General features: G+C 62.4%; 24 protein-coding genes and 1 pseudogene. 13 read left to right on the top strand and 12 right to left on the bottom strand.

Annotated features, from left to right (window positions below; translation table 11 throughout):
• Window positions 1-75: 75 nt before the first annotated feature.
• Window positions 76-2,076: a Cdc6/Cdc18 family protein gene (locus tag C484_RS15865; protein WP_006826912.1), complete on the bottom strand. Its 2,001-nt coding sequence runs from the start codon at window positions 2,074-2,076 to the stop codon at window positions 76-78.
• Window positions 2,077-3,217: 1,141 nt separating this feature from the next.
• On the opposite strand from C484_RS15865, the gene C484_RS15860 reads away from it, so the two are divergent.
• From C484_RS15860 to C484_RS15840, 6 genes and pseudogenes are all read left to right on the top strand, one after another.
• Window positions 3,218-3,856, top strand: coding sequence for an Era-like GTP-binding protein (locus C484_RS15860; RefSeq protein ID WP_006826911.1), 639 nt, complete (start codon window positions 3,218-3,220; stop codon window positions 3,854-3,856).
• Between the two features lie 6 nt (window positions 3,857-3,862).
• Window positions 3,863-4,270 carry a DUF2073 domain-containing protein gene (locus C484_RS15855; protein WP_006826910.1) on the top strand — a complete coding sequence of 136 codons (408 nt, stop codon included), beginning with the start codon at window positions 3,863-3,865 and terminating at the stop codon, window positions 4,268-4,270.
• A gap of 6 nt (window positions 4,271-4,276) precedes the next feature.
• Window positions 4,277-4,495 (top strand): annotated as a pseudogene (locus C484_RS25020) (OapC/ArvC family zinc-ribbon domain-containing protein); the annotation flags it as partial.
• Between the two features lie 714 nt (window positions 4,496-5,209).
• On the top strand, window positions 5,210-5,389 hold the full coding sequence (locus tag C484_RS25015; RefSeq protein ID WP_006665230.1) for an OapC/ArvC family zinc-ribbon domain-containing protein: 180 nt from the start codon (window positions 5,210-5,212) through the stop codon (window positions 5,387-5,389).
• Window positions 5,390-5,536: 147 nt separating this feature from the next.
• Window positions 5,537-5,626: a hypothetical protein gene (locus tag C484_RS25195; protein WP_006665229.1), complete on the top strand. Its 90-nt coding sequence runs from the start codon at window positions 5,537-5,539 to the stop codon at window positions 5,624-5,626.
• Window positions 5,626-6,414: a DUF7089 family protein gene (locus C484_RS15840; protein WP_006826908.1), complete on the top strand. Its 789-nt coding sequence runs from the start codon at window positions 5,626-5,628 to the stop codon at window positions 6,412-6,414. Before C484_RS25195 ends, C484_RS15840 begins: the two co-directional genes overlap by 1 nt.
• Before the next feature lie 79 nt (window positions 6,415-6,493).
• On the opposite strand, the gene C484_RS15835 is transcribed toward C484_RS15840, so the two are convergent.
• On the bottom strand, window positions 6,494-7,072 hold the full coding sequence (locus C484_RS15835) for a DUF7090 family protein (RefSeq protein WP_006826907.1): 579 nt from the start codon (window positions 7,070-7,072) through the stop codon (window positions 6,494-6,496).
• 340 nt (window positions 7,073-7,412) lie between these two features.
• Here C484_RS15835 and C484_RS15830 point away from each other — a divergent pair, with 340 nt between their 5' ends.
• On the top strand, window positions 7,413-8,093 hold the full coding sequence (locus C484_RS15830) for a class I SAM-dependent methyltransferase (protein WP_006826906.1): 681 nt from the start codon (window positions 7,413-7,415) through the stop codon (window positions 8,091-8,093).
• A gap of 168 nt (window positions 8,094-8,261) precedes the next feature.
• On the opposite strand, the gene C484_RS15825 is transcribed toward C484_RS15830, so the two are convergent.
• A complete protein-coding gene (locus tag C484_RS15825; protein WP_006826905.1) occupies window positions 8,262-8,891 on the bottom strand; it encodes a DUF1684 domain-containing protein in 630 nt (209 codons plus the stop codon).
• Window positions 8,892-9,095: 204 nt separating this feature from the next.
• Here C484_RS15825 and C484_RS15820 point away from each other — a divergent pair, with 204 nt between their 5' ends.
• On the top strand, window positions 9,096-10,049 hold the full coding sequence (locus C484_RS15820; protein WP_006826904.1) for a CPBP family intramembrane glutamic endopeptidase: 954 nt from the start codon (window positions 9,096-9,098) through the stop codon (window positions 10,047-10,049).
• Window positions 10,050-10,081: 32 nt separating this feature from the next.
• Here the strand turns inward: C484_RS15820 and C484_RS15815 are convergent, their stop codons facing one another.
• Genes C484_RS15815 through C484_RS15805 form a run of 3 tightly spaced genes read right to left on the bottom strand, consistent with a single transcriptional unit; the run spans window position 10,082 to window position 10,916 of the window.
• Window positions 10,082-10,279 carry a helix-turn-helix transcriptional regulator gene (locus C484_RS15815; RefSeq protein ID WP_006665224.1) on the bottom strand — a complete coding sequence of 66 codons (198 nt, stop codon included), beginning with the start codon at window positions 10,277-10,279 and terminating at the stop codon, window positions 10,082-10,084.
• Between the two features lie 2 nt (window positions 10,280-10,281).
• Complete coding sequence (locus C484_RS15810) at window positions 10,282-10,680, bottom strand: hypothetical protein (protein WP_006826903.1); 399 nt, start codon at window positions 10,678-10,680, stop codon at window positions 10,282-10,284.
• Window positions 10,680-10,916, bottom strand: a complete 237-nt coding sequence (locus C484_RS15805) for a hypothetical protein (protein ID WP_006826902.1) — start codon at window positions 10,914-10,916, stop codon at window positions 10,680-10,682. Before C484_RS15805 ends, C484_RS15810 begins: the two co-directional genes overlap by 1 nt.
• 29 nt (window positions 10,917-10,945) lie before the next feature.
• On the opposite strand from C484_RS15805, the gene C484_RS23135 reads away from it, so the two are divergent.
• A complete protein-coding gene (locus tag C484_RS23135) occupies window positions 10,946-11,269 on the top strand; it encodes a hypothetical protein (RefSeq protein ID WP_152422729.1) in 324 nt (107 codons plus the stop codon).
• Complete coding sequence (locus C484_RS15800; RefSeq protein ID WP_006826901.1) at window positions 11,266-13,638, top strand: ATP-dependent DNA helicase; 2,373 nt, start codon at window positions 11,266-11,268, stop codon at window positions 13,636-13,638. Before C484_RS23135 ends, C484_RS15800 begins: the two co-directional genes overlap by 4 nt.
• A gap of 60 nt (window positions 13,639-13,698) precedes the next feature.
• On the opposite strand, the gene C484_RS15795 is transcribed toward C484_RS15800, so the two are convergent.
• Complete coding sequence (locus C484_RS15795; protein WP_006826900.1) at window positions 13,699-14,343, bottom strand: SHOCT domain-containing protein; 645 nt, start codon at window positions 14,341-14,343, stop codon at window positions 13,699-13,701.
• Window positions 14,344-14,440: 97 nt separating this feature from the next.
• Entirely contained in the window at window positions 14,441-14,890 is a 450-nt protein-coding gene (locus C484_RS15790) for a GNAT family N-acetyltransferase (RefSeq protein ID WP_049915565.1), read from the bottom strand.
• 234 nt (window positions 14,891-15,124) lie between these two features.
• Between C484_RS15790 and C484_RS15785 the strand changes: the two genes are divergently transcribed.
• Window positions 15,125-15,772 (top strand): helix-turn-helix domain-containing protein, encoded by a 648-nt coding sequence (locus C484_RS15785; protein ID WP_006826898.1) that lies wholly within the window; start codon window positions 15,125-15,127, stop codon window positions 15,770-15,772.
• Window positions 15,773-15,841: 69 nt separating this feature from the next.
• Here the strand turns inward: C484_RS15785 and C484_RS15780 are convergent, their stop codons facing one another.
• On the bottom strand, window positions 15,842-16,258 hold the full coding sequence (locus C484_RS15780) for a hypothetical protein (protein WP_006826897.1): 417 nt from the start codon (window positions 16,256-16,258) through the stop codon (window positions 15,842-15,844).
• A gap of 29 nt (window positions 16,259-16,287) precedes the next feature.
• Entirely contained in the window at window positions 16,288-17,427 is a 1,140-nt protein-coding gene (locus tag C484_RS15775; protein ID WP_006826896.1) for an aromatic ring-hydroxylating oxygenase subunit alpha, read from the bottom strand.
• Between the two features lie 267 nt (window positions 17,428-17,694).
• On the opposite strand from C484_RS15775, the gene solA reads away from it, so the two are divergent.
• Window positions 17,695-18,849 carry an N-methyl-L-tryptophan oxidase gene (solA, locus tag C484_RS15770; RefSeq protein WP_006826895.1) on the top strand — a complete coding sequence of 385 codons (1,155 nt, stop codon included), beginning with the start codon at window positions 17,695-17,697 and terminating at the stop codon, window positions 18,847-18,849.
• Window positions 18,850-18,876: 27 nt separating this feature from the next.
• Here the strand turns inward: solA and C484_RS15765 are convergent, their stop codons facing one another.
• Window positions 18,877-19,329: a hypothetical protein gene (locus C484_RS15765; protein ID WP_006826894.1), complete on the bottom strand. Its 453-nt coding sequence runs from the start codon at window positions 19,327-19,329 to the stop codon at window positions 18,877-18,879.
• 214 nt (window positions 19,330-19,543) lie between these two features.
• Between C484_RS15765 and C484_RS15760 the strand changes: the two genes are divergently transcribed.
• Window positions 19,544-19,969, top strand: coding sequence for a hypothetical protein (locus tag C484_RS15760; RefSeq protein ID WP_006826893.1), 426 nt, complete (start codon window positions 19,544-19,546; stop codon window positions 19,967-19,969).
• Between the two features lie 15 nt (window positions 19,970-19,984).
• On the opposite strand, the gene C484_RS15755 is transcribed toward C484_RS15760, so the two are convergent.
• Window positions 19,985-20,791, bottom strand: coding sequence for a mechanosensitive ion channel family protein (locus C484_RS15755; RefSeq protein ID WP_006826892.1), 807 nt, complete (start codon window positions 20,789-20,791; stop codon window positions 19,985-19,987).
• Between the last annotated feature and the right edge of the window lie 666 nt (window positions 20,792-21,457).

Here is a 21,457-nt window from a genome sequence, read left to right as displayed (position 1 = left end):
CGAGTCCAGCGATATCTATGCTTCGACAGTTCCGACCGCACAAGAAGTGCCAATTGCTGACCCACTGCAGGAACGTCAGTTCTCGAACCGCGCCTGAACGAACGGCTGAATGTCGTCGATATCGCTCAAGCGCGAATCCGAGAGCAACACGGCCTCCGTCTCGTCGATCGGCACCGAGAGGCTGATCTCCTTCGTCCGCCCGTATCGACCCTTCGAGACGACGACGGCGTTAACGATCCCGAGCATGTCGAGTTCACTGATGAGATCGGTTACCCGCCGTTGGGTGAGCACGTCGGCGTCGATCTCCTCACAGAGGCGCTTGTAGATGTTGAACACTTCGCCCGTGTTGATGCTGTGAACGCCGTTTTTCTCGAGCAGGATGATCGCAAAGAGGACGAGTTTGCTCTGTGTCGGCAGCGTGCGCACGACCTCGACGACGCGGTCGAGTTCGATCTTGTCCTGGGCCTTGCGGACGTGTTCTTCGACGACCGTCTCCGCCTGGGCGCGCTCTGCGAGTTCACCGGCGGTCCGGAGCAAGTCGAGGGCGCGGCGGGCGTCCCCGTGTTCCTGTGCGGCGAAGGCGGCACACAGTGGAATCACGTCCGAAGAGAGCGCATTGTCCTTGAACGCGACCTCGGAGCGGTGCTGGAGGATGTCTCGCAGCTGGTTTGCGTCGTAGGGCGGGAAGACGATTTCTTCCTCGCCGAGCGAGGATTTGACGCGCGGATCGAGAAAGTCCGTGAACTTGAGGTCGTTCGAAATGCCGATGATCGAAACGCGCGAGTTCTCGAGTTCGGAGTTCATTCGCGAGAGGTTATACAGGGTATCGTCACCGCTTTTCTCGACGAGTTTGTCGATCTCGTCTAGCATGATGACGACGACCCGTTCGTCGTAGTCGACGGCGTCGAAAAAGACGCTGTAGACGCGGTCTGTCGGCCAGCCAGTCATCGGGACCTCTTCGAAGGATTCCTTGTCCGCTTCCAGGGATTCGATCCGTGTTTCGACCGCGTCGATCGAGTCGAATCCGGTACTATCGAGGGGGTGGGCGGTGGACTGGGGCTGGTGATCGTCCGCTGTAGCGGTCGAGCCGGCAACCGGATCCGTCGACGGATCATTCGTCGAGTCGTACCCCGTTCCTTCACCTGGACGTGACCCAGTATCCCCACTTGACGGGGCTGCTTCAGAAGAATCAGTTCGATTTGAAATAGAGGTTTGTTCACCGTTCTCGTGCGTCTCGATACGATCGAGCAATGCATCGAGTGACTCGATCCGGTCGTCGATCCGAGCCTTGTTCTTTTCGATGAACTTGTTCGCAAGCTGAGCGAGAACTCGATACTGGGTGTCGGTTACCTCGCAGTTGATGTACTCGACATCACAGGGCACGCTGTACTTCTGGGACGTGCTCTCGAGTTCTTTGCTGACGAATTTTGCGCTTGCGGTCTTGCCGGTCCCGGTTTTGCCGTAGATGAGGATGTTCGACGGCGTTTCCCCGCGAAGTGCGGCGACCAGAATCGTCGCCATCTTGTTGATCTGGTCGCTTCGATGCGGGAGCTCGTGGGGTGTGTAGGACGGCCGCAGAACCTCTTTGTTCTCGAAGATGGGTTTGCCGCTCAGTAGATCGTCGAACAGCCCTTGGTTCGAATCGCCCTCGTCGCCGCCGTCCCCGAGTTCTGTGTCCGGCAAGTTAGAAAATCCGTGCGTTCGGTCGGGTTCGGTGGTATCCGGTTGTGACTGTGGCGATGATTGTGACTGTGATTGTGCCTGCGTGCGTGTTTCTGCATCCGCAGACGGTGAGCGCTGGCCGTGCTCGGAACCAACGTCTGAGTGCTCTCCGTTTGTTCTCGGACTCTCGCGCCGGTCCGAAGCAGCAGTGGAAGCGGGATCGGAATCGACCGCGGAGTCGGATTCGGCATGTGGATCGATATCGGGATCGGCGTCGGCCTCTGATGCGGCATCGACGGTGTCGGTATCGATATCGGCACGAGAACCCGAATCGGATCCGGATTCGCCGTTCTCGGTTCCATCCCGCTCTGTAACTGTCTCCGAACTCGTTCGGTCCATTTCGTCGTCTGACATTCGTCGTACACGTACCCCCTCGTTTCGGGTGCAGATCCGAACCCGACAGCGAAGATTTCGTAGGATAGACGAGCCAGAGCGGCTAGTCTACTGTTTCAGTAACGCGATCCGGATCCAGTTGATGCAAACGAAACAGAGGAAGAGCGTGATATTAAATTCTTCCCTTCAGTTCACGGATGGTGATGAGTCCGACGGCTGGACTGAGTGAGGGGCCGTTCGGCTCGGCACGCCGCTTTCAACCGGTCAGTGAACTCCGATTGGACTCGAGGCCGACCGTACTCGGGGCAGGAGCCGGTCGAACGAGAGAGTTGGAACTGGTTCGCCGAGGATCACGAGTCGTGGGTGGCTGTCGTTGCCGGTAGTGTGCGGTGAGATTGATGGAAGCGATGATCCGGACGGCGTCGAGCCGCGCGTTGCGAGTTCGCACTCGGACCGATCCCCCCCACCCCTTCGTTTCGACTGGAACTGCTACAACAGGTGGGGTGGGGAGGGGGTTATCTAGAAGGAAGGGATTTATGTTGGTGGGTGGGAAATACGGTCCGTACCACTAGCAGCTAGTTTTATCTTACTAGCAAATCTAAGAGTATTACTAGAGGTAACTAGACTACCGTTATCTAGTGGTCTACTCTACTAGAGAACTGTTCTCTGTTACTAGAATAGTCAGTTTCCGGCTATTCTGTATGAAGAGCGTCTCAGACAATCGTTCGAGGGGAAACGATGAGTTCTCTTCTCTCTCAGCCATCGAGCTCGCCGCCTTCTCTCGGAACTCTCCAGTTGAAACGGAGGGGTGGGGGGGGGGAGAAGTACATAACGGTCTATAATGCAGGTCCACTCGTTCATACACTATCATGTCTACTCTTCTCACTACCGCCGGATGCAGATCTGAACTCGTAATGATGTATCGAGTATGGATGGATGGTATCTCCTATCACGTGATCTAGTGTCGTGCTTTGACTGACCGATTTGCTCGAAGGTTCGTTTTCATCGGAGTTCGTCGATCGACCGTTCACGAATTATCCATGTCGAACATGATAGATATCCGTTCTGTGTTGTCTGAATCTCAATACGTTTGACGTAGGCTTAAGTGAGTTCAGTCAGTAGTACGCGCAGATGCACCCCGCGGTGCTGGAGGGCCCTACAGATGGGACTGTTCACAGAACTCAAAGATAGTATCTCTCGGGTTACGGACCGCCTGTTCTCCGAACAGGAACCCAAACGAATCGGTATCTATGGTCCGCCGAACGCTGGAAAGACGACGCTCGCGAACCGAATCGCCCGCGACTGGACTGGCGATGCGATCGGGACCGAAAGCCACGTTCCACACGAAACGCGGCGCGCGCGCAGGAAAGAAAACGTCGAGATCGAACGCGACGGCAAGACGGTGACGATCGATATCGTCGACACGCCCGGTGTGACGACGAAGGTCGATTACGAGGAGTTTACGGACGAGATGGAAGAAGACGATGCCATCCGCCGTTCGCGAGAGGCGACTGAAGGCGTCGCCGAGGCGATGCATTGGCTTCGAGAGGACGTCGACGGCGTCGTCTACGTGCTCGATAGCGCGGAGGATCCGATCACCCAGGTCAACACGATGTTGATCGGCATCATCGAATCTCGCGATCTGCCCGTGCTCATCTTCGCGAACAAGATCGATCTCGACGAGTCGAGCATCAAACGTATCGAAGACGCCTTCCCACAGCACAAGACGATCCCGCTGTCGGCAAAGGAAGGCGACAACATGGACGAAGTGTACGACTCGATCGCGGAGTACTTCGGGTGATCGCCTATGCCAGAGGCTACTAACGCGGACGACTCGGATTCCCCAGACTCTGACGGTGTCCAGATCGATCTCATCAGCGGCGAGCGAATGGACAGTATGGCGACGATGGAGAAGATTCGGATGATCCTCGATGGTGTTCACGATGGCAACATCGTTATCTTAGAAGAAGGGTTGACGCCCGACGAGGAGAGCCGCCTCATCGAGGTGACGATGTCGGAAATCAGTCCGGACGAGTTCAACGGGATCGAAATCGAGACGTATCCGAAATCGGAGACGCGCGATTCGTCGTTGCTCGGCCGGATCATGGGCAACAACGAGTCGGAGACGAAGTTGACGGTAATCGGACCGGCAAACCAGATCGAGACCCTACACAAGGACGAAACGCTGATCAGCGCGCTCGTCTCCCGTGATTAGAAACTCATGCCACACGAATGCACGAACTGCGGTCGGACGTTTCCCGATGGCTCCAAGGAGATGCTCTCGGGCTGTCCCGACTGCAACGGGAACAAGTTTCAGTTTACGCCGTCGTCGGCGATGGGGTCAGCAGCGGATTCGAGCGCCGGCCGGAACTCGGCGGCGGAGCAGCCATCCGACTCGGTGAAGACGGGATCGAAGTCGAAGTCGGCGTCAGCATCGAAATCAGAGGTGGAATCAGAATCCGATTCCAGCGGAATGACCTCTCGCGCCGCAGAAACCGTCCGCGATTGGGTTTCGAGAGACGAAGCGGATGCGTCGGTCGATGAGTCGTCGGCGTGGCCGTCTACCGGGTCCTCCTCTTCCTCTTCGTCTCCTTCCTCCTCCGAGACAGCGTCTGCAGCGGCTGCAGATGCGAGTTCAGATGGTGACTTGTCGGCGGAGATGGCGGAGTCGGGTGAACTCGGGTCGTTCGAGGAGTGGCCCGATACTGCTCGCCGTCCTGAAGACCGATCGACGAGTCCGGAGGGCGAGCACGGTGATGTATCGGACTCGAGTTCAAATTCGAGTGCGAGTCCGAGTTCGTGTCCGGATGGGGAGTCGCGTTCGGCCGCAGCTGCAGACACGGAGACGACTTCGAGTGCAGGTCCGAATTCGAGTGCGAGTCCGAGTCGGATGACGATGGCGGACAGCGAGAATACGGCGCAGTCGGACGCCAGGAGCGAGGTGGTCGCGACGGACGAGTTGCCGACCGGGTCGACAGTGCCGTCCGAACCGGACTCGTCTCCGTCCTCGCCCAGTGATCCGACATCGCCGTCGGCACCGGGTCCGGGTTCGGTTCCTGCGACGGATTCGCCTTCCGGCAATGCACAGGCGGCTGCCGAAGGGTCACCGGACCACGGGCGTGTCGTCAGCGAACCGACGGGAGAGACCCCGTCGATGGAGGAACTGCGGGAAGAACTCAACAAGCAGTTCGAGAGTATCAAGATCGTCCAGCCTGGGCAGTACGAGCTCAATCTAATGGAGCTGTATAACCGGGAGGAGTACATCATTTCGCTGCAGGAGGATGGTCGATACGTAATCGACGTTCCGGATTCGTGGCGCGATGAGGGCGAGTGAGGGCTGTTTCTCCTGTAGTTGTGATCCTATAGCCGTGATCCTATAGCCGTGAATCGCGGACTAAAGACTGCGTGCCGCAGACCGAAGACCGCATGCCGTTCGGCTGGGACAGATGGATTTAAGCGAGACGGGCGACAGGTTCGGACCATGAGCACTGCAACCAAGGTTGTCGTCGCAACGGTCGCCGTATCGGCGCTGCTGTCGATCCTGCTGGTCTTCCAGAGCGTCTTCGCCTGATGTTCGAGACCAGCGACCTCTCACCCCCGGCCGAGGCCGTTCGGGACGAACACGCTCCGGACGCACTCGTTATTGACTGTGAGCGTGACTTCGAGACGCTGCCGCCCGCGCAGGCGGAGGACCTCGGCCTCCTCGTCGACGGACTCGACCCGGTGAGCTATCCCGACGCGTGGCTCCCCGCAGATGCCCCGACGCTGCTCGCTCGCTACGCGAGTTCAGATCTGACGATCGGGATGCCGGGCGATGGCAGCGTCGTCTGGACGCGCCAGACCGATCCGCCGATCGTGCTCGTCAAACCGCGCGTCGAGGGATCGCCGGAGCCGTTCATCGAGTTCCTGCTCGCGGAGGCGTTCGTCGAACTGGGACTCGAGACACCCGAACACTTCCTCGGGTTCTTCGAGGAGCGGTACGTAGATCTCGACCGGGCGGTCGAGCGCGGGCCCAACAGCACCTACCAGATCGCTGCGGCGCTGTACGATGGCTGGCTGGGACTGCAGACGCGCGAGACGTTCGCGACGTGGCACGACCAGGCCGACCGCGCGACTCTCGGCGATTCCTGGCAGGATGCGGGAACGAGACTCGAAGACCGCGTTGGGGAATTATCGCGGGCGGTCGCACGCGGTGACACGGACTTTGCGGACGCGACTGAACTCGCGTGTGCGGCGATCAAACACGCGATCGAGTTACCGGCACCGTTTGGGGCGCTCGATACGGACGCGTATCGTCACCACGGGCGCGAGTATGCGATCAGGTGGGCGGAGAAAACGTTCGATGCGCTTGCGGAGTGAGAACGACGCCCCGAGTTTGAGTTTCGGGTGGAGCAATACGTGTGCCTGTGTGTATATTTCGGAACCGCCGCGGCCGTCGTCAGAAATCGACGTCGATGCTTCCGTCCTCGTCGAGGTCGATCACGCCGTCAAAGCGCTCCCGGAATCGTTCGACGAGTTCGGGATCGTGAGGGTCTTCGGAGACGTGAAAGAGACCGACGGCGTCGTACGCTGCGAGGAGTTCGAGGATGCGGTTGACGGCGTCGAGTGCCTCTTCATCGCCGGCGTAGTAGGCGAGTTCGGTGACGGAGTCGAAGCTGATTCTGAGTTTGCCGTCGTGGGCGTCGAGAAAGCCGTCGATGTGGTCGACGATGCCGTCGACATCGTCGGGGGCAGCGACGTAGTGGACGCTGTCGCTCTGGCGGCGCGAATAGCCGTGTTCGATGCTGAGAGTGTCGAGGATTTCGGCGCGGTCTTCGTCGACATCGTAGTACTCGAGTTTCTGTTTGGCCTCGCGGGCAGTCGTTCGAGTGGAGACGACGAGGAAATGATCCGTATCGGTTTTGAGAAAATCGGTGTCGATGCGGTCAGTTTCGCCGGTACTTGGATGGAGCAAGAGAATGCCTGTCCCACCCGGTACCCCGGTGGGTGTCTCCTCGATCTCGAGCGTGTAATCCATACTGGCGTGAACAACTTCCGGGATCGACTTAATAGTGCGGATCGATGTGAACTCGCCGCCATCGGCTTCTCGGTCAAGTCACCGCATACTGTTCTTGCTGTCGCGCGTTTTCGAGTACTCGCTAAAAGATCGCCATTCGGAGAGTCGCGCCGTCAGTGACGGCCACCACCGATGCCCACGGTAGTTCGGCCGGCCTGTTTCTCTCCACGCGTATATTTTTAGGCTACCCTAAAGAATCTGTCGCTGTGAGAATACACGGCAATTGTGACACGCCAGTCACCAGTTTCGGCCGTCGGTGCAAGCCGAACTCGTTTTGCACACGGAGCGACGTAGAACGGACATGAGCGTACGCGAGGAGTTCGACGACTGGGCCACGAGCGGTCGCGATCGAGGAATGGAGGAGCGCCACTGGCACACGGCAAAACACGCACTCGCCCGCATTCCGGTCGAACCCGGTGATACGGTGCTCGATCTGGGGTGTGGGAGCGGCTATGCGGGCCGGGCGCTTCGAGATACCAAGGGTGCGGGTCGAATTTACGGGCTCGATGGGTCGCCCGAGATGGCGCATAACGCGGCGGGCTATACGGACGACGAGCAGGTGTCCTACGTCGTCGGTGATTTCGGCTCGCTCCCGTTTGCCGCCGATACGATCGATCACGTGTGGTCGATGGAGGCGTTTTACTATGCCGCAGATCCGCGCGAAACGCTCGCGGAGATCGCTCGCGTGCTTCGTCCTGGTGGAACCTTCTACTGTGCCGTCAACTACTACGAGGAAAACGTCCACTCCCACCAGTGGCAGGAGAAGATCTCGATCGAGATGACCCGCTGGGACCGCGAGCAGTACCGCGATGCCTTCCGGGAGTCGGGGCTCTACGTCGCCGAGCAGGACACCATTCCCGACCGCGAGATCATGATCCCCGCCGAGCCCGAGTTCCCGACGGAGAACTGGGATACCCGCGAGGAGATGGTCGAACGCTATCGCGAGTTCGGGACGCTGCTTACCGTCGGCGTCGCCCCGTAAGGTCGCCGGTCAGGGGTCGCCGATAGTCCCATCCGCTGATCGCCGTTCCCCCTCTGTTTCGACTCGAACCCGCTCTATCGATGGTGTCGAACCGTCTACTATCCGTTCTCTTCCAGTTGAAACACATGTCTGTGCGTGACAGACGACGAGTCAGTCGGCTACCGAGCGTTACTTGTGGCGCTCTCCCGCTGGAATCGCCACGTCGAGCCAGTTCTCCTCCGGTGGGAGCGGACAGTCGAACGTCTCGCTGAACGCACAGAACGGCGAGTACGCGAGGTTGAAGTCGACGACGAGTTCATCGTCAGTCTCGAGATCTCGGTCGGCAGCTAGTTCCATGTAGCGTCCGCCGTCGTAGGTCTGCTGGCCGGTCGTCTTGTCGCGGAAGGGAACGAAGTACGCTTCCTCGTTGGGGCTCTCGAGTTGGTACGCCGCGAGTTCGGCCGTCGTGTCTTCGAGGTCGGCATCCGCCCGGTCGAGGTCGAACGTGAGGGTGGCGGCTCGAAGGTACCGCATTTCTCGGCCCGCGGTTGTCTCCATCAGGACGACTTCGGGTTCGTCGTGGGCCTCGACGGTCGCGGTGACGCGGTAGTCCGGATCGGGATCGAAGTAGTCGAGTCCGTCGAAGCTTTCGCGTTCCTCCGGCGGGATCGGCGACTGCGGATGCTCGGCGAAGAACTCGTCCTTCTCGGTGCGTTTAGCCTCGAGTTCGTCACGCCACTGGTCGGTATCGATGTCAGCGTCAGCGTCGGCACCGGGTCCGGCTTTCGTATCGCTCTCCTCGCGGTTGGTGTCGCTCATACAGCCTGTTCGGTGTCGCGACTCGTGTGTGTTGTGTTTCTGCGGGCCGCCGGGAGCCGCTTTGTGGTACGGGAGTGGCCCACCCCAGAACCGGACTCGGGATCCGACGCAGACGCCGGATCAGAAGGAGGATACTTAGTCGTCCATTGCGTACAGTTCAGGTATGTTACAGTACGACGCCTCCTCGTCTCGGGTGGTGAATCGATGACCGACCGCCGCCCGCTCGTCGTTTTTCTGAGTTCGCTGATCGTGCTCGCCGGCGCGTTCGTTCTCATCTCCAGCGTGACGGACGTGAGCATGATCGCCTTCGCGCCGGCGTACATGTTCACGCCGATGGTGGCCGGAATCGTGACGTGTCTGACCGGGTCGCCGTCGTTCGAGCAGGCCGGGCTTCGCGCGCCCTGGGGGCGGCTTCGCTGGCTCGCAATCGCCGTTGCTGTCCCGCTCGTGCTCGTCCTCCTCGGCACCGGGATCGCCTTGCTCCTCCCCGACGTTTCGTTCGTTCCGGACGCGAACCCGTTGACGGGCGAGGGGACCGAGTTCGCGCCGACCGACGCGGAGCAACCCGCCGGGCCGTCGCTGCCGGACTGGCCGCTCAATCTCCTCGTGACGATCGTCGTCGCGGTCGTGGCCGGTGTGACGATCAACGCGGTGTTCGCATTCGGCGAAGAGTTCGGCTGGCGCGGCGTCTTCCTCACGGAACTGGCCCCCTACGGCTTCTGGCCGGCTTCGGCCGCGACCGGGCTGGTCTGGGGGTTGTGGCACGCGCCGGTGATCCTTGAGGGGTACAACTATCCGAACTATCCCGTCGTCGGCGTCGGGGTGATGGTCGCGGCCTGCCTCGCGATGTCGCCGGTCTACACCTACATCACGCTCAACGCCAAGTCAGTCATCGCCCCGTCGATCTTCCACGGCACGTTCAACGCCTTCGGCGCGACCATGATCGTCTTCGCCCAGGGCGGATCCGAACTCGTGGTCAACCCCGTCGGCGCGGTCGGAATTCTGGTGTTCGGACTCGCGACGGCTGCGATCGCCGTTCGCGGTGCGCCGACGTTGACGCGGGACTGGGCGCTCGACGACGAGCGCAAGGCTGAACGCGAGGATGCGGCCGACTCCGGAGCCGAGACCGACAGTGCCGAGCCTGAAAACGGCGCGTAACGGCGCAACTCGGCTTCCGGTTTGAACGGCTGTTACTCGAAATCCGGCTCGAACAGCTCTTCGATCGAACACTCGAAGTACTCGGCGAGTTTGAACGCCAGTTCGAGCGAGGGATCGTACTTCGACTTCTCTATCGCGTAGATCGTCTGGCGGCTGACGCCGACCGCGTCGGCGAGTTCCTGTTGTGTGATCTCCGCCTCCGCGCGTTTGACCCGCAGTCTGTTTTCCATGTCTACAGTCGTTGCTGGAGTTCCGTCCCTCCCAAGATGGCGAAGATCGTCGCGACCCCGGCCACCGCGAGGTAGTCGACGGCGGCCGGTGCGGCCCGGGTCGCGGTCGCGTAGCCGACGTAGACGGCGACGAGCGACCCGAGAAGCACGATGCCTGCCCCCGCGAGCGCGGTGCGAATGTTGCGTAGATCCCGCTCGTCGACGACGCCGGAATCACCGTGCTCGGTGCGGATGGCGTAGGCAACGTTCCCCCCGAGGACGATCGCAGCCGGCACAACGGTCAACTCCATGATCGTCGGCTCCGTAAACGGCTCGCCGATGAAACGCCCCATAATCGGATACAGGAGTGCCGGAACGAGAAACAGCAGAACGTTGTACGTCGCTGGTAGCCACCGTCTCATCAGTGGTCACCCCCGTTCGAGCCGAACTCGCGCGCCAGAATTCCCGGAAGATCCGTGAGCCAGCTGATGATCGCACAGACGACCATTACTCCGACCGCGCCGATGAAGAGCCAGAAGGTCGCTCCCCGGATCACGAACTCGGGCGCGGCGAATCCGGCGGCGATGATAACGCCGCTGATGGCCGCAACGATAACGACGAAGAGGGCACCGTACGCCTGTCGCGGGTTCTGCACCATATTCTCACCATCTTACTGATACCACATAAATGTTAAGCTACCTTTGCAAAATGGGTGGGTTGCTTAACATCCGCGTCCCGGCTGCTCTCGTCGCACGCGTGCCGGTTCGGTCGCTTCCGTCGCTACACGATGTCGCCGCCTGCTCTTGTGATTGTGACTCCACGCGCGAGTCGCCGTTCGTCATCCTCGTCTGTCGTCCGTCATCCGTCATTCACTACCCGCCATTCGCCGGCCGCCAACTGCCAACTGCCAGCCGCCGGCCGCCAGCCGAACTCGCGGCGTCCCGGAACGGCCTCTCGCGCGGCCGGTCCGTCAACGCTTTGGCTACCCGACGACGAGTTCGGCCAGCATGACCGACTGGCGCTCGATCTTCGGCCACGCCGACCCCTACGACCCGCAGGTAGACGGCATCGAGACCGCCATCGACGCGGGGAAGGATGGCGGCTACACCGTCATCGAGGGGGCCTGCGGAACGGGGAAGACGATGATCGCGCTCACCGCCGGGATCGAACTCGTGCGCGATCCCGACACCGATTACGAGCGCGTCTTCGTGCTCACGAGCGTCAAACAGCAACTGCGCCAGTTCGAAGCGGATCTCGAGACGATCAACGAGAACTTGCCTGACGACTGGAACCCGGTTTCGGGGCTCACGCTCGTCGGCAAGGCCGACGTCTGCCCGTACAACCGCGAGGGCGCGGGCGACATCGACGACGGCAACGTCTACGACCGCTGTGAAACACTTCGCGACCGAACGCGGGACCTGACCGGCGAGGGCGGCGAGACGACCGCCGCGGCGCTCACCGCGAGCGCGCGCCAGCAACAGACCGGCCTCGCGGACAGCGGCCAGTCCGGGCCGACCGGCCGCTTTCTCGAAACTGCCGGCGAGACGGCCGCTTACCCGCCGGAGATGCCGACCTACTCCGACGGCGGCCCCGTGAGCGCCGAAACCGAGTTCTGTCCGTTCTACGCCCAGTTCCTGGACGACCTCCCGGACGAGGGCAGCGACGGCGACGCGGTCGAAGCGGTCCCCTACGACTTCACCGACGCAGGAATGATCACGCCCGCGGACCTCGTCGCCCGCTCGGTCCGCCACGGCACCTGCCCCCACTCGATCATGGGCGCGGCGCTCGCCCACACCGAGGTCGTCATCGGCAACTACTACCACGCGTTCGACCCGCGGACGACCGGCTCCTTCACCGGCGCGCTACTCGACGACTCCACGTTCGTCGTCTGCGACGAGGCCCACATGCTCGAACCGCGCGTGCGCGATCTCGTCAGCGACGGCGTCGCCGACGCCACCCTCCGGGACGCCGAAACCGAACTCTCGCGGGTCATCCAGCCCATCAAGTTCGAACGCGAGGGCCGCCGCGCACAGGGTGGGTCCCAGACCGCCGACGCCGACCTCGTCCGCGCCGAACTGCAGGACAGCGACGTTACCTTCGAGGAACTCAATCGCACGCGCGAGTTCATCCAGGATCTGCGGAGTGAACTCGATCGCCGGGTGCGTGCCCATCTCGACCGGAAACACAGGGGGTGGCAGTCGAATCTCACCGACCTCCCGGATGAGGAAATTCCGCTTCGTGACCCCGCCGAGCCTGCCGAAGACGAATTCTCCGAGTGGGCGCACAACGCGGGCTACGGCGACGCCGACTGGGTCCGCGCCGAAGCGGTCGGCGCGGTCGCCGCGCGAATTCTGAACGAGGCTGAGGACGAGGACCGAACTCGGGCCGCGCCAGCCGTCGGCCGCGTCCTCGGCGACTGGTACCGCTGCGGGCACACCGACTACTTCCGCGAGATCGAACTCGAGCGCACGTGGAACGACGCGGAGCCCGCGGATTCCTGGCGCAGGGCCTACACGGCCCGACTCGCCTTGCACAACTGCGTGCCAAGTGACGCCATCGGCGACCGGCTTGCGGCCTTCGGCGGCGGGATTTTGATGAGCGCGACCCTGGAGCCGATGGACGCATTCACCGAGGTGACGGGGCTGCAGTACCTCGCGCGCGAGGAGGATCGCCCGGTCGTCGAACGCCGGTACGGGCTGCACTTCCCCGCGGAGAACCGCGAGAGTTTCGCGGTCGCCGCGCCGAAGTTCACGTACGACAATCGGGGACGGACGGGGGACGACAATCCGACGCGAGTTCACTACGCGGATACGATCGAACAGGTCGGCCGACTGCCGGGCAACGTCCTCGTTGGGATGCCGAGTTACGCTGAGGCCGAGTGGATCGCCGGGATTCTCGAGGACCGCCTCTCGAAGCCCGTCCTGCTCGACGCCTCGAGCGACGACGAGACGACGGAGTCGCTCAAAAGCGAGTTCTTCGCGGGCGAGGGGAAGGTGCTGGTGACGAGCCTTCGCGGGACGCTGACGGAGGGGGTCGACTACAGCGGCGACCGCCTCTCCGCGGCCGTCGTCTGCGGCGTTCCGATCGTCAACACCTCGAGTCCGCGCACGAAGGCGGTGCGGCGAGCCTACGACGACGAGTTCGGTGATGGCTTTACGTACGCGCTGACGATTCCGGCGGTCCGGAAGGCGCGCCAGGCGATCGGTCGGGTGATTCGCTCGCCCGAAGATGTAGGCGTCCGCGTGCTCTTGGACGAGCGCTATGCCCGCGAAAGCTGGGATTCGGTGGTGCCGTATCTGCCGGATGACGACGAGTTCCAGGCCGTGAGTCCGGACATGCTCGAATACGGCCTCGACCGGTTTCGGTCGCAACTCTCGTGACGGTGTCTCTTCGCGCTGACCTCGCCTGCGCCGCTTTTCCGCTCGCGCTTGGGCGGTTCGTTATTCGTGCTCACCGAGTCGCTCGGACTCGCGGGCCGATAGCTCGCCCTCGTTCGTCTCCGCGTTCCGCTCGCGGCTGTCGTCCTGAAAGTGTGCCTCGATTCGTCGTTCGAACTCCTCCTCACCGAGTTCGCCGGCCGCGTACCGTCGTTTGAGGTCCTCGACCGGGTCGGGCGTCGACGGTGGCGAGTTCTCGTCCGGCGGCGACGATGGTGTTGCCGTTCTGCGGGTGGATTCAGCGGGGGTGCGTTTGGCGGCGGTGCGTTCGCCGGCGTCGTCCCCGGTTGCCACCGGCCCGGACGAGTTCAGTTTCGACGCGGACGCTGCGGTGTCGGCGACCGAGTACGCTGCCGGCAACGAGATGTTTCCGATGAGCGAGAGGTACACCGGCCAGAGGACGAGAACCGCAAGGAGGAGCGTCGGGAGCCCCACCCCGACCAGGGCCGGTCCCCAGAATAACGCTTCGAGGGTGAGCCCCCAGCGCGGAACTTCGAAGACGCTGAGTGCGAGCAGCCAGAGTCCGGTCATTCCGAGCGGAGCACCGAGGAGCCATCGCCCGAGCGCTCCGTCCGGCGTGTACTGTTCGATCCGTGCGTGCCACCTGCGACGCGAGTTCGTGCTCGACCCGAAGCGGCGAGGACCCATGGGATTACGACAGCGGCCCGATATAATAATTCCAACTGTTCGCGCGTCGGGGGTGCTGCGTTCGGGTGCAACCTGGCAGCCGTCAGTCGGTCGTCGGTCAATCGCCGGTCCCATCGCCCGACCGCGCGACGACACCACGATACCGGCGGTCGTCGACCGGTTCGATTGCGAACTCGAGCGCCTCGTAAAAGGGCCGCACGTCCGCATCGAATCGCGCCGTCAACCGCCGTTCGCGCTCGAGTGCGCGGGTCACGAGTTCTCGCCCGATGCCCCGGTTTCGGTGGCGGTTGCGGACGGCGACAGCCGAGATGTGGGCCCCGCGTTCGCCCGTGTGCGGGTCGAGAACGATCGCGCCGAGGATGCGTTCTCGTTCGCTCGTCTCGGGCCTCTCGGTGAACTCGTCCACGCCGTGGCGGTCGCCCGCGACGAGCACGTCTCCGTTGTCGATGCGGGTTTCGACGTCACCGGGGTCGAGCATGGCGGCGTCGATGATTCGCCGGACGTCGAGTTCGTCGTCGGGGCCGGCGGTGCGAACGTGGACGCGCATTCGGTAGGAAGTTGGTTCGCGTCGATCAACAGCGCGTCGCTTTCGAACCGGTTCGATCGCTTGTCCGGGTTCGCGCGTCTGATCGTGGTAATAGTTAAGGATGGTGGTGTGGTAAAACACACCAATGTGGATCGCAGGGACGGCCGCCTTCGACCGATCTGCGCTCGCGGCGCGGGCGGCTTGCGGACGAGCGAGGGAGCGACCGGTTCATCCCGCAGTGGGAAGTGAGTGCCAATGAGTCTGATCGCGATACTCGATATCGCACATCCGAATCTTGCGCTGACGCCGACGATCGACGAGTGCCCTGAGGTGTCTATTCAGGTTGTCTCTCACTCGACGACGGACCCCGAAACCGGACTGTTCTTTTTCCTCGTCGAAGGCGCGGACGAGACGTTCGAGCTGGCTCTCGAGGACGATCACACGGTCACGGCCTGGACGCTTATCGACGACTTCGGTTCGACGCGTGTCTACCGACTGGAACACGCCGAGGGAACGAAACTCATTTCGCCGAAAACCGCCGGGATTGGCGGACTCATGCTCAACGCGGAAAGCAACGATCGCGGCTGGACCGTTCGGTTGCACCTGCCGGATCGGGAGGCGCTTGCAACGCTGTGGGAGTTCTGCGAGACCGAGGACATTTCCGTCGAACTGCATCGTGTCTTCCGCCAGGACGAGTGGGTCGACGGACCGGCGACCGACGTAACCGACGAACAGCAGGCTGCCTTGGTGAACGCCTACGAGGAGGGGTACTTCGAGGAACCCCGCGAAACGTCGCTCGAAGAACTCGCGACGCGCCTCGACATCTCGCCGACGGCGGTCGGCGGCCGCATTCGGCGCGGCATGGGCAAACTCGTCGAAGCAACGTTGTTCGAGGAACGGTGAGCGCACTGGGACAGAGACGAGAGAACCGAACGCACTGTCGCGACGACACAGCGCACCCGACAGTGCCGCTCAAAAGGCCGCGAGGTGATCGTCGCGGGGCTCGTAGAGCGCCCCGGTCATCCGAACGTCGGCGATCTCCTCGAGGGTTTCACCGACGGTGAATCCCCGTTCGCTCATCGCTGCGACGACGATACCGATCGGCACCCCGGCGGTACCGCTCTCGGTACTATCGTGCTTGTCGACACCGTACCGGGCGTCGAGACCGTCGACGACTGCTGCGACGCCATCCGCAGCGTCGAGTGCAGCGCCGAACTCGAGATCGGCGCGGGTGACGACGATATCGTGTCCCGTGTGCCCGTGGTGTCGTCGATAGAACGCGACGAGTTCGGTGGCTGACTCGCTGGATCGTTCGATCTCACAGTCGGGACAGGTGGCGACGAACGGTGCGGGCTGCGAGTGGTGGGTGTGATGGGTGTGGTTGGGCATACGTAGTTGCGGAGAGGGATATCGGGCACCTAGGCCTCGTACGCCGTCTGAGCGAGGCGGTGGAGTTTGTGTACCGTGTGTTCGTTCGGACCGAGCTGGGCCTGTGCGATCGCGCCGGATGTGAGACCGCGCTGCTGTCGTTCGACCAGCTCGAAGTCCTCCTCTTGGAGTTGCCTGCTCGTTCGGATGAACCGCTCTTCTTCGTCGGTCAGCTCGGGGTCCTTGAAGTAGTAGTCCGCTACGAGCTGGAACCGCTCCTCGTCGATCGGGTCGATGATGTACGTTCCGTAGCCGTCGGCGGTGCCGTACATGTTGACCGTGAAGTTCGGCCAGAAGTAGTGGAACTGCGCTTCGTGCTCGTCGTGAATGCGCATCTCGTCGTCGACATCTTCCCTGTGCTTGTAGTGGAGCACCCAGTGGTAGTCGTTGACCTCGAGTTCGGAGTCGAGGAGTTCGAGATCCGTGACCCAGTCCTGGTGATTCGCCTGGCAGTGGTCGCATTCGGAGTAGTTGCCGCCGAAGACCTTCCAGTTGCACTCGACTTCCGAGACGATTCGCTGGGCGAGTTCGTACTCCGCCAGGGGGAGCGATTCGAGTTCGGATTTCAGTTTGCCGGCCTGTTCGGCGAGCGACATCGGGTCGTCGGCGAAGTTGACGAAGACGAACGGGCCGATACGGTCGCTGTGGACCTCCATGAGGGAGTTTTCCTCGGCGTCCAGGTCGGGAACGTCCTCGTCGTTGAGGTCGGGGTTTAGCCGCGCCTCCTCGAAACTCCGCGGGGTGCTCGCGAGGTCGCCGTCGAGGTCGTAAGTCCAGAGGTGGTACGGACACTGGATCCGTCGTGCGTTGTCCGGATCGGTCATCGGGGTCTCCTCGACGATCGCAGATCCGCGGTGGGCGCAGACGTTGTAGAACGCCTGTATGTCGCCGTCGTGGTTCCGGAGGACGATAATCTCTCGGTCGCCGATGGTGCGGGTGAAGTAGTCTCCCGCTTCCGGAATGCAGTTCGCGTGGCCGGCGTACACCCAGTACCGCCCGAACACTTTCTCTTTCTCCATCTCGTGGACGGCGGGGTCAGTGAAGTACCGCGCCGGGAGCGCGTTCGTCTCGTCGGTGATGTCGGCGCTCACTTGCTCTACCTCGTCGAGACCGTTGTTCCACCGTGTCATGCTATATGGCATGTCAAGACGTACCGTTCAATAAGGGTTGATCGCAGGTAGTTCGGACGTATAAGTGGCGGGTGGATTCGGCCTCGATCGCACCGAGAACGGCTGCACCGTGGACCGTTTTATTTCCGCTCTCTCGCCGTCTCGAAGGCATGATACGTCCGTTTCCGGGCCAGATACACAGCGCGAAGTCGCCCGCCGTTGCGCCAAAAAGGGATGGCGTGAGACAGACTAACTACCAAGGTGCTAGTCCTCGAACCGACCGAGAGTATGCACTCACCAGACGACCGGTACGACGTCGTGGTCGTCGGCGTCGGCGGCATGGGAAGCGCGACGACCGCTCACCTCGCCGAGCGCGGACTCGACGTGCTGGGACTCGAACGATACGACATCCCGCACACGATGGGGTCGTCACATGGCATCACGCGGATCATCCGCCGGGCCTACTACGAACACCCGTCGTACATTCCGCTCATCGAGCGGGCGTACGACCTCTGGGATGAACTCGCGGCCGAGACCGATCGCGAGATCATCCGCCGGACGGGATCGATCGACGCCGGTCCCGAGGACACCGTCGTCTTCGAGGGCTCGCTGCGCTCCTGCGAGCAACACGATATTCCACACGAGGTCCTGACGAGCGAGGAGGTTACCGAGCGCTTTCCCGGCTACCGGCTTCCGGAGGGGTACAAGGCATTGTACCAGCCCGACGGCGGGTTCGTCGTCCCCGAACAGTCGATCATCGGGCACGTCGAGACCGCACAAGCCGCCGGGGCGGACGTCCGCGCCCGCGAACGAGTTCACGACTGGGAGCCGACGCCGGCAGGCGGCGTGCGCGTCGAGACCGACCGCGGCACCTACGACGCGTCGGCGCTGGTCCTCGCTGCCGGCGCGTGGAACTACAAGTTCGCAGACGCACTCGACGGACTTGCAGTACCCGAACGCCAGGTCCTCGGCTGGTTCCAACCCGAGCGGCCATCGACGTTCGAACCCGATAATTTCCCGGTCTGGAACTTGCAGGTCCCCGAAGGCCGCTTCTACGGGCTGCCGATCTACGACGTTCCGGGATTCAAGATCGGCAAGTACCATCACCGCGACGAACGGGTCGATCCGGACGCCTACGAGACGGACCCCGACCGGGACGACGAGCGCCTGCTCCGGGAGGTCGTGGCGAACTACTTCCCCGAGGCCGACGGTCCGACGATGCGACTCGCCACCTGTATGTTTACGAACTCGCCGGACGAACACTTCATTCTCGATACCCTTCCCGACCATCCGCAGGTGGCCGTCGGTGCGGGCTTTTCGGGCCACGGATTCAAGTTCGCCAGCGTGATCGGCGAGATTCTCGCCGACCTCGCCGTCGACGGCGAGACCGACTATCCGATCGACATGTTCCGACTCGACCGGTTCGACGACGGGCAAGGATAGTTCTGAGAACGGGAACTCGCCGACCCGCTACTTGCTCCCCTGATCGTCCAGAATGCGCTCTTCGGGCGTCGGCCGCCCCGGGTGGATGCCGTACCTCGCGAACCAGTAGAGCACCGTCACCGCGACCGCACACAGGATAGCGGCCCCGGCGATTCCCTCGAGTGCGGTCGTTGCAAGGGATCCTGAAAACGCCTCGCCGACCGCTGCGGCCTGCTCGTTCGAGGGTGCCGTCGCGAGCCCGTACGGGAGAAAGGAGACGAACGCAAGCATCCACCACCGTCTCGCGGTGAGTCGAAGGGAGTCGACGGACCGGCCGCGAACGGATCTGGCCACGCCGAAGAGGCCGGCGGCGATCAGGAGCACTGCGGGCACCGTTCGGACGGAGGTGGGAAAGACAGTATTAATCGTCACGCCGACCGCGACGGTGCCGGCAGAAACCGTCGGGAGAAACGTCGACGATGCGGGGAGAGTGCGGCGCATACTGCCCGCCGATTACAGCGGATCGTACAAAGGTTTCGCGAACTTCGAACCGTCGCTTACGGTGAAGAAACAGTTCGCTGACGCCCGTCGGCGCACAACAAAGAACGTATTACCCGTGCGGACAAGGCGAACGTGAAACCGGGTGCGGTAGGGTTCCGAACGAAACCGCTACCGGGCGATCGAACGCCGGGTGCCGCACACCGACCACGGATAGATGAAGCTGCTACGACACCTCTGGAAACGTCGCGTTACGGGTCGCCCCGACCAATACCAGGCGTACGTCGCTTTCCCGTCGCGGGCGGATCGGCCGGTCAGCGATATCCACGACCGAATCGACGAACTGGAGCACGCCTTCGAGGGCCGACTCGACATCTACGCTCGGTCGCACGGTATCGCGGTCGCCACGGACCGCGTCTCCGCCGAGACGTTCGACGTGAACGCGTTCGAGGCGATTCTCGAGCGAATCGAGGACGCCTACGCCGGGACACACCGGCTCGCACAGCTCGAGAAGTGGCGATCGATCGACGGCCGTCTCGTCACGTCCTACGTCGTCGTGCCCGTCAAGCCGCTCTTTCCGCACACCAAGGCCAAAGCCAAGGCCGACCGGACGGCGGAGAACGTCGCTCCGCCGACCGACTGAGGCGACTGCGGCGACTCAGTCGTCTTCCGCGCCCCGTCCGGGGCCCGGCTCAGTTCCGGGTTCTCGGTCGCTACCGCGTGACTCGCTGCCGCGGGGACGCTCGCTACTGGTGTCGCTCTCGGTCGGCGTGACCGAACTCGTCCGTCCCATCCAGCGGTCGATATTTTCGGCGACGTAGTCCTTACCGCCCCAGCCGAACGCGACGCCGGCACCGATGGCCACGGCGGCCGCCAGTCCCCACGCGAGCGCTCGAGCGAAGACGTACAGGATGCCGACGTTGATCCCCATCGTGTCGAGACCGATGACGATCGCCGTGAAGTAGAGGAACATGCGAGCGCCGTTCGCGAACCAGCTCGCGTACGCCGTCTCCGCTGCCGCTCGCGTTCGTTCGATGACGTCGCCGATGAAGTCGGCGACCACGAATCCGAACACGATGACGAGCAGGCCCGCGATGAACGCCGGCAAGTACGAGACCGCCGTCGCAATCCACTCCGAGAGGGTCGGGATCGCGAGCGCGTTCGCGGCCGCAAGGATGGCGAGCGCGTAGACGAACCACTTTCCAAGCTTGCCGAATGCGCGGGAGACGGCCCGTTCAGTCCCCCCGAGTATTCGCCCGAGCGGCGTCTCGAGGACCATCCGATCGAGTTCAATGCCGTCGGCGATTCGTCGGACGACTCGTGCGGCGAAACGACCGACGACCCAGCCGATGAGGAGGATGACCAGCGCTCCGATCAGCCGGGGGAGGAACACGACTAGTTCCGCGACCGGATCCTGCAACCACTCCGGTACCTGTACTTGTTGGGCGGGTTGGAGTTGTACCATACGTGTCGCGCTTGCGCTCCGCCACTCTTTGTAATTATCCAACTATTCGAGAGTCTGTAAAAATCCGTTCACTAGCACGACCGATACAACGGATGAAGCATCTGTTACGGCGAATTATCCGGCATATGGATTATCTTGAAGCGACGCTGAACGGGGCGTTTTGCCGACACGAGACCGCCCACGAGCAGCGTCGAAACCGTGAGACACGTCGCCGATAACAGTTGATTGGATCGCGATCGGCACCGACGCTGTCGACGATCGGCTTGCGGTCGGCGTCGTGATCCGACGCCGGTTCGTCGATCATTTCAGTTTTCGCTCAGTATCCGGATCCGAATACGATTCGGAACGTGACTCGACGAGGCGCTCCGTTCTCGGTCGTCCTCGAGCGACGGCGACTCGCCGGCTCGCGCCGGCGCGAGTTCGTTTGCTCTCGCGAGCGTCTCTACGATCGGGTACGGGAACTCGCCTGTCGACCACGAGCAGTGTGACAGTCGGCTTCCGAATGCAGCGCGAGATCACCGCGATTCCGTAAGCGTCGGTAATACGGTATTACCATCACCGCTCCGAATTAACTCTCATCGAGCGGAGAGTGATGAGAGTACGACCGAAACCGAATCCGCGCCACGGGTGCGTGAAACGAAAATGCGACCGGCGATTCGTATAGTA

Source organism: Natrialba taiwanensis DSM 12281 (assembly GCF_000337595.1).
Classification (GTDB): Archaea; Halobacteriota; Halobacteria; order Halobacteriales; family Natrialbaceae; genus Natrialba; species Natrialba taiwanensis.
Note: the sequence above shows the minus strand (reverse complement) of the source record. Positions and strands in the feature narration are given on the sequence as shown.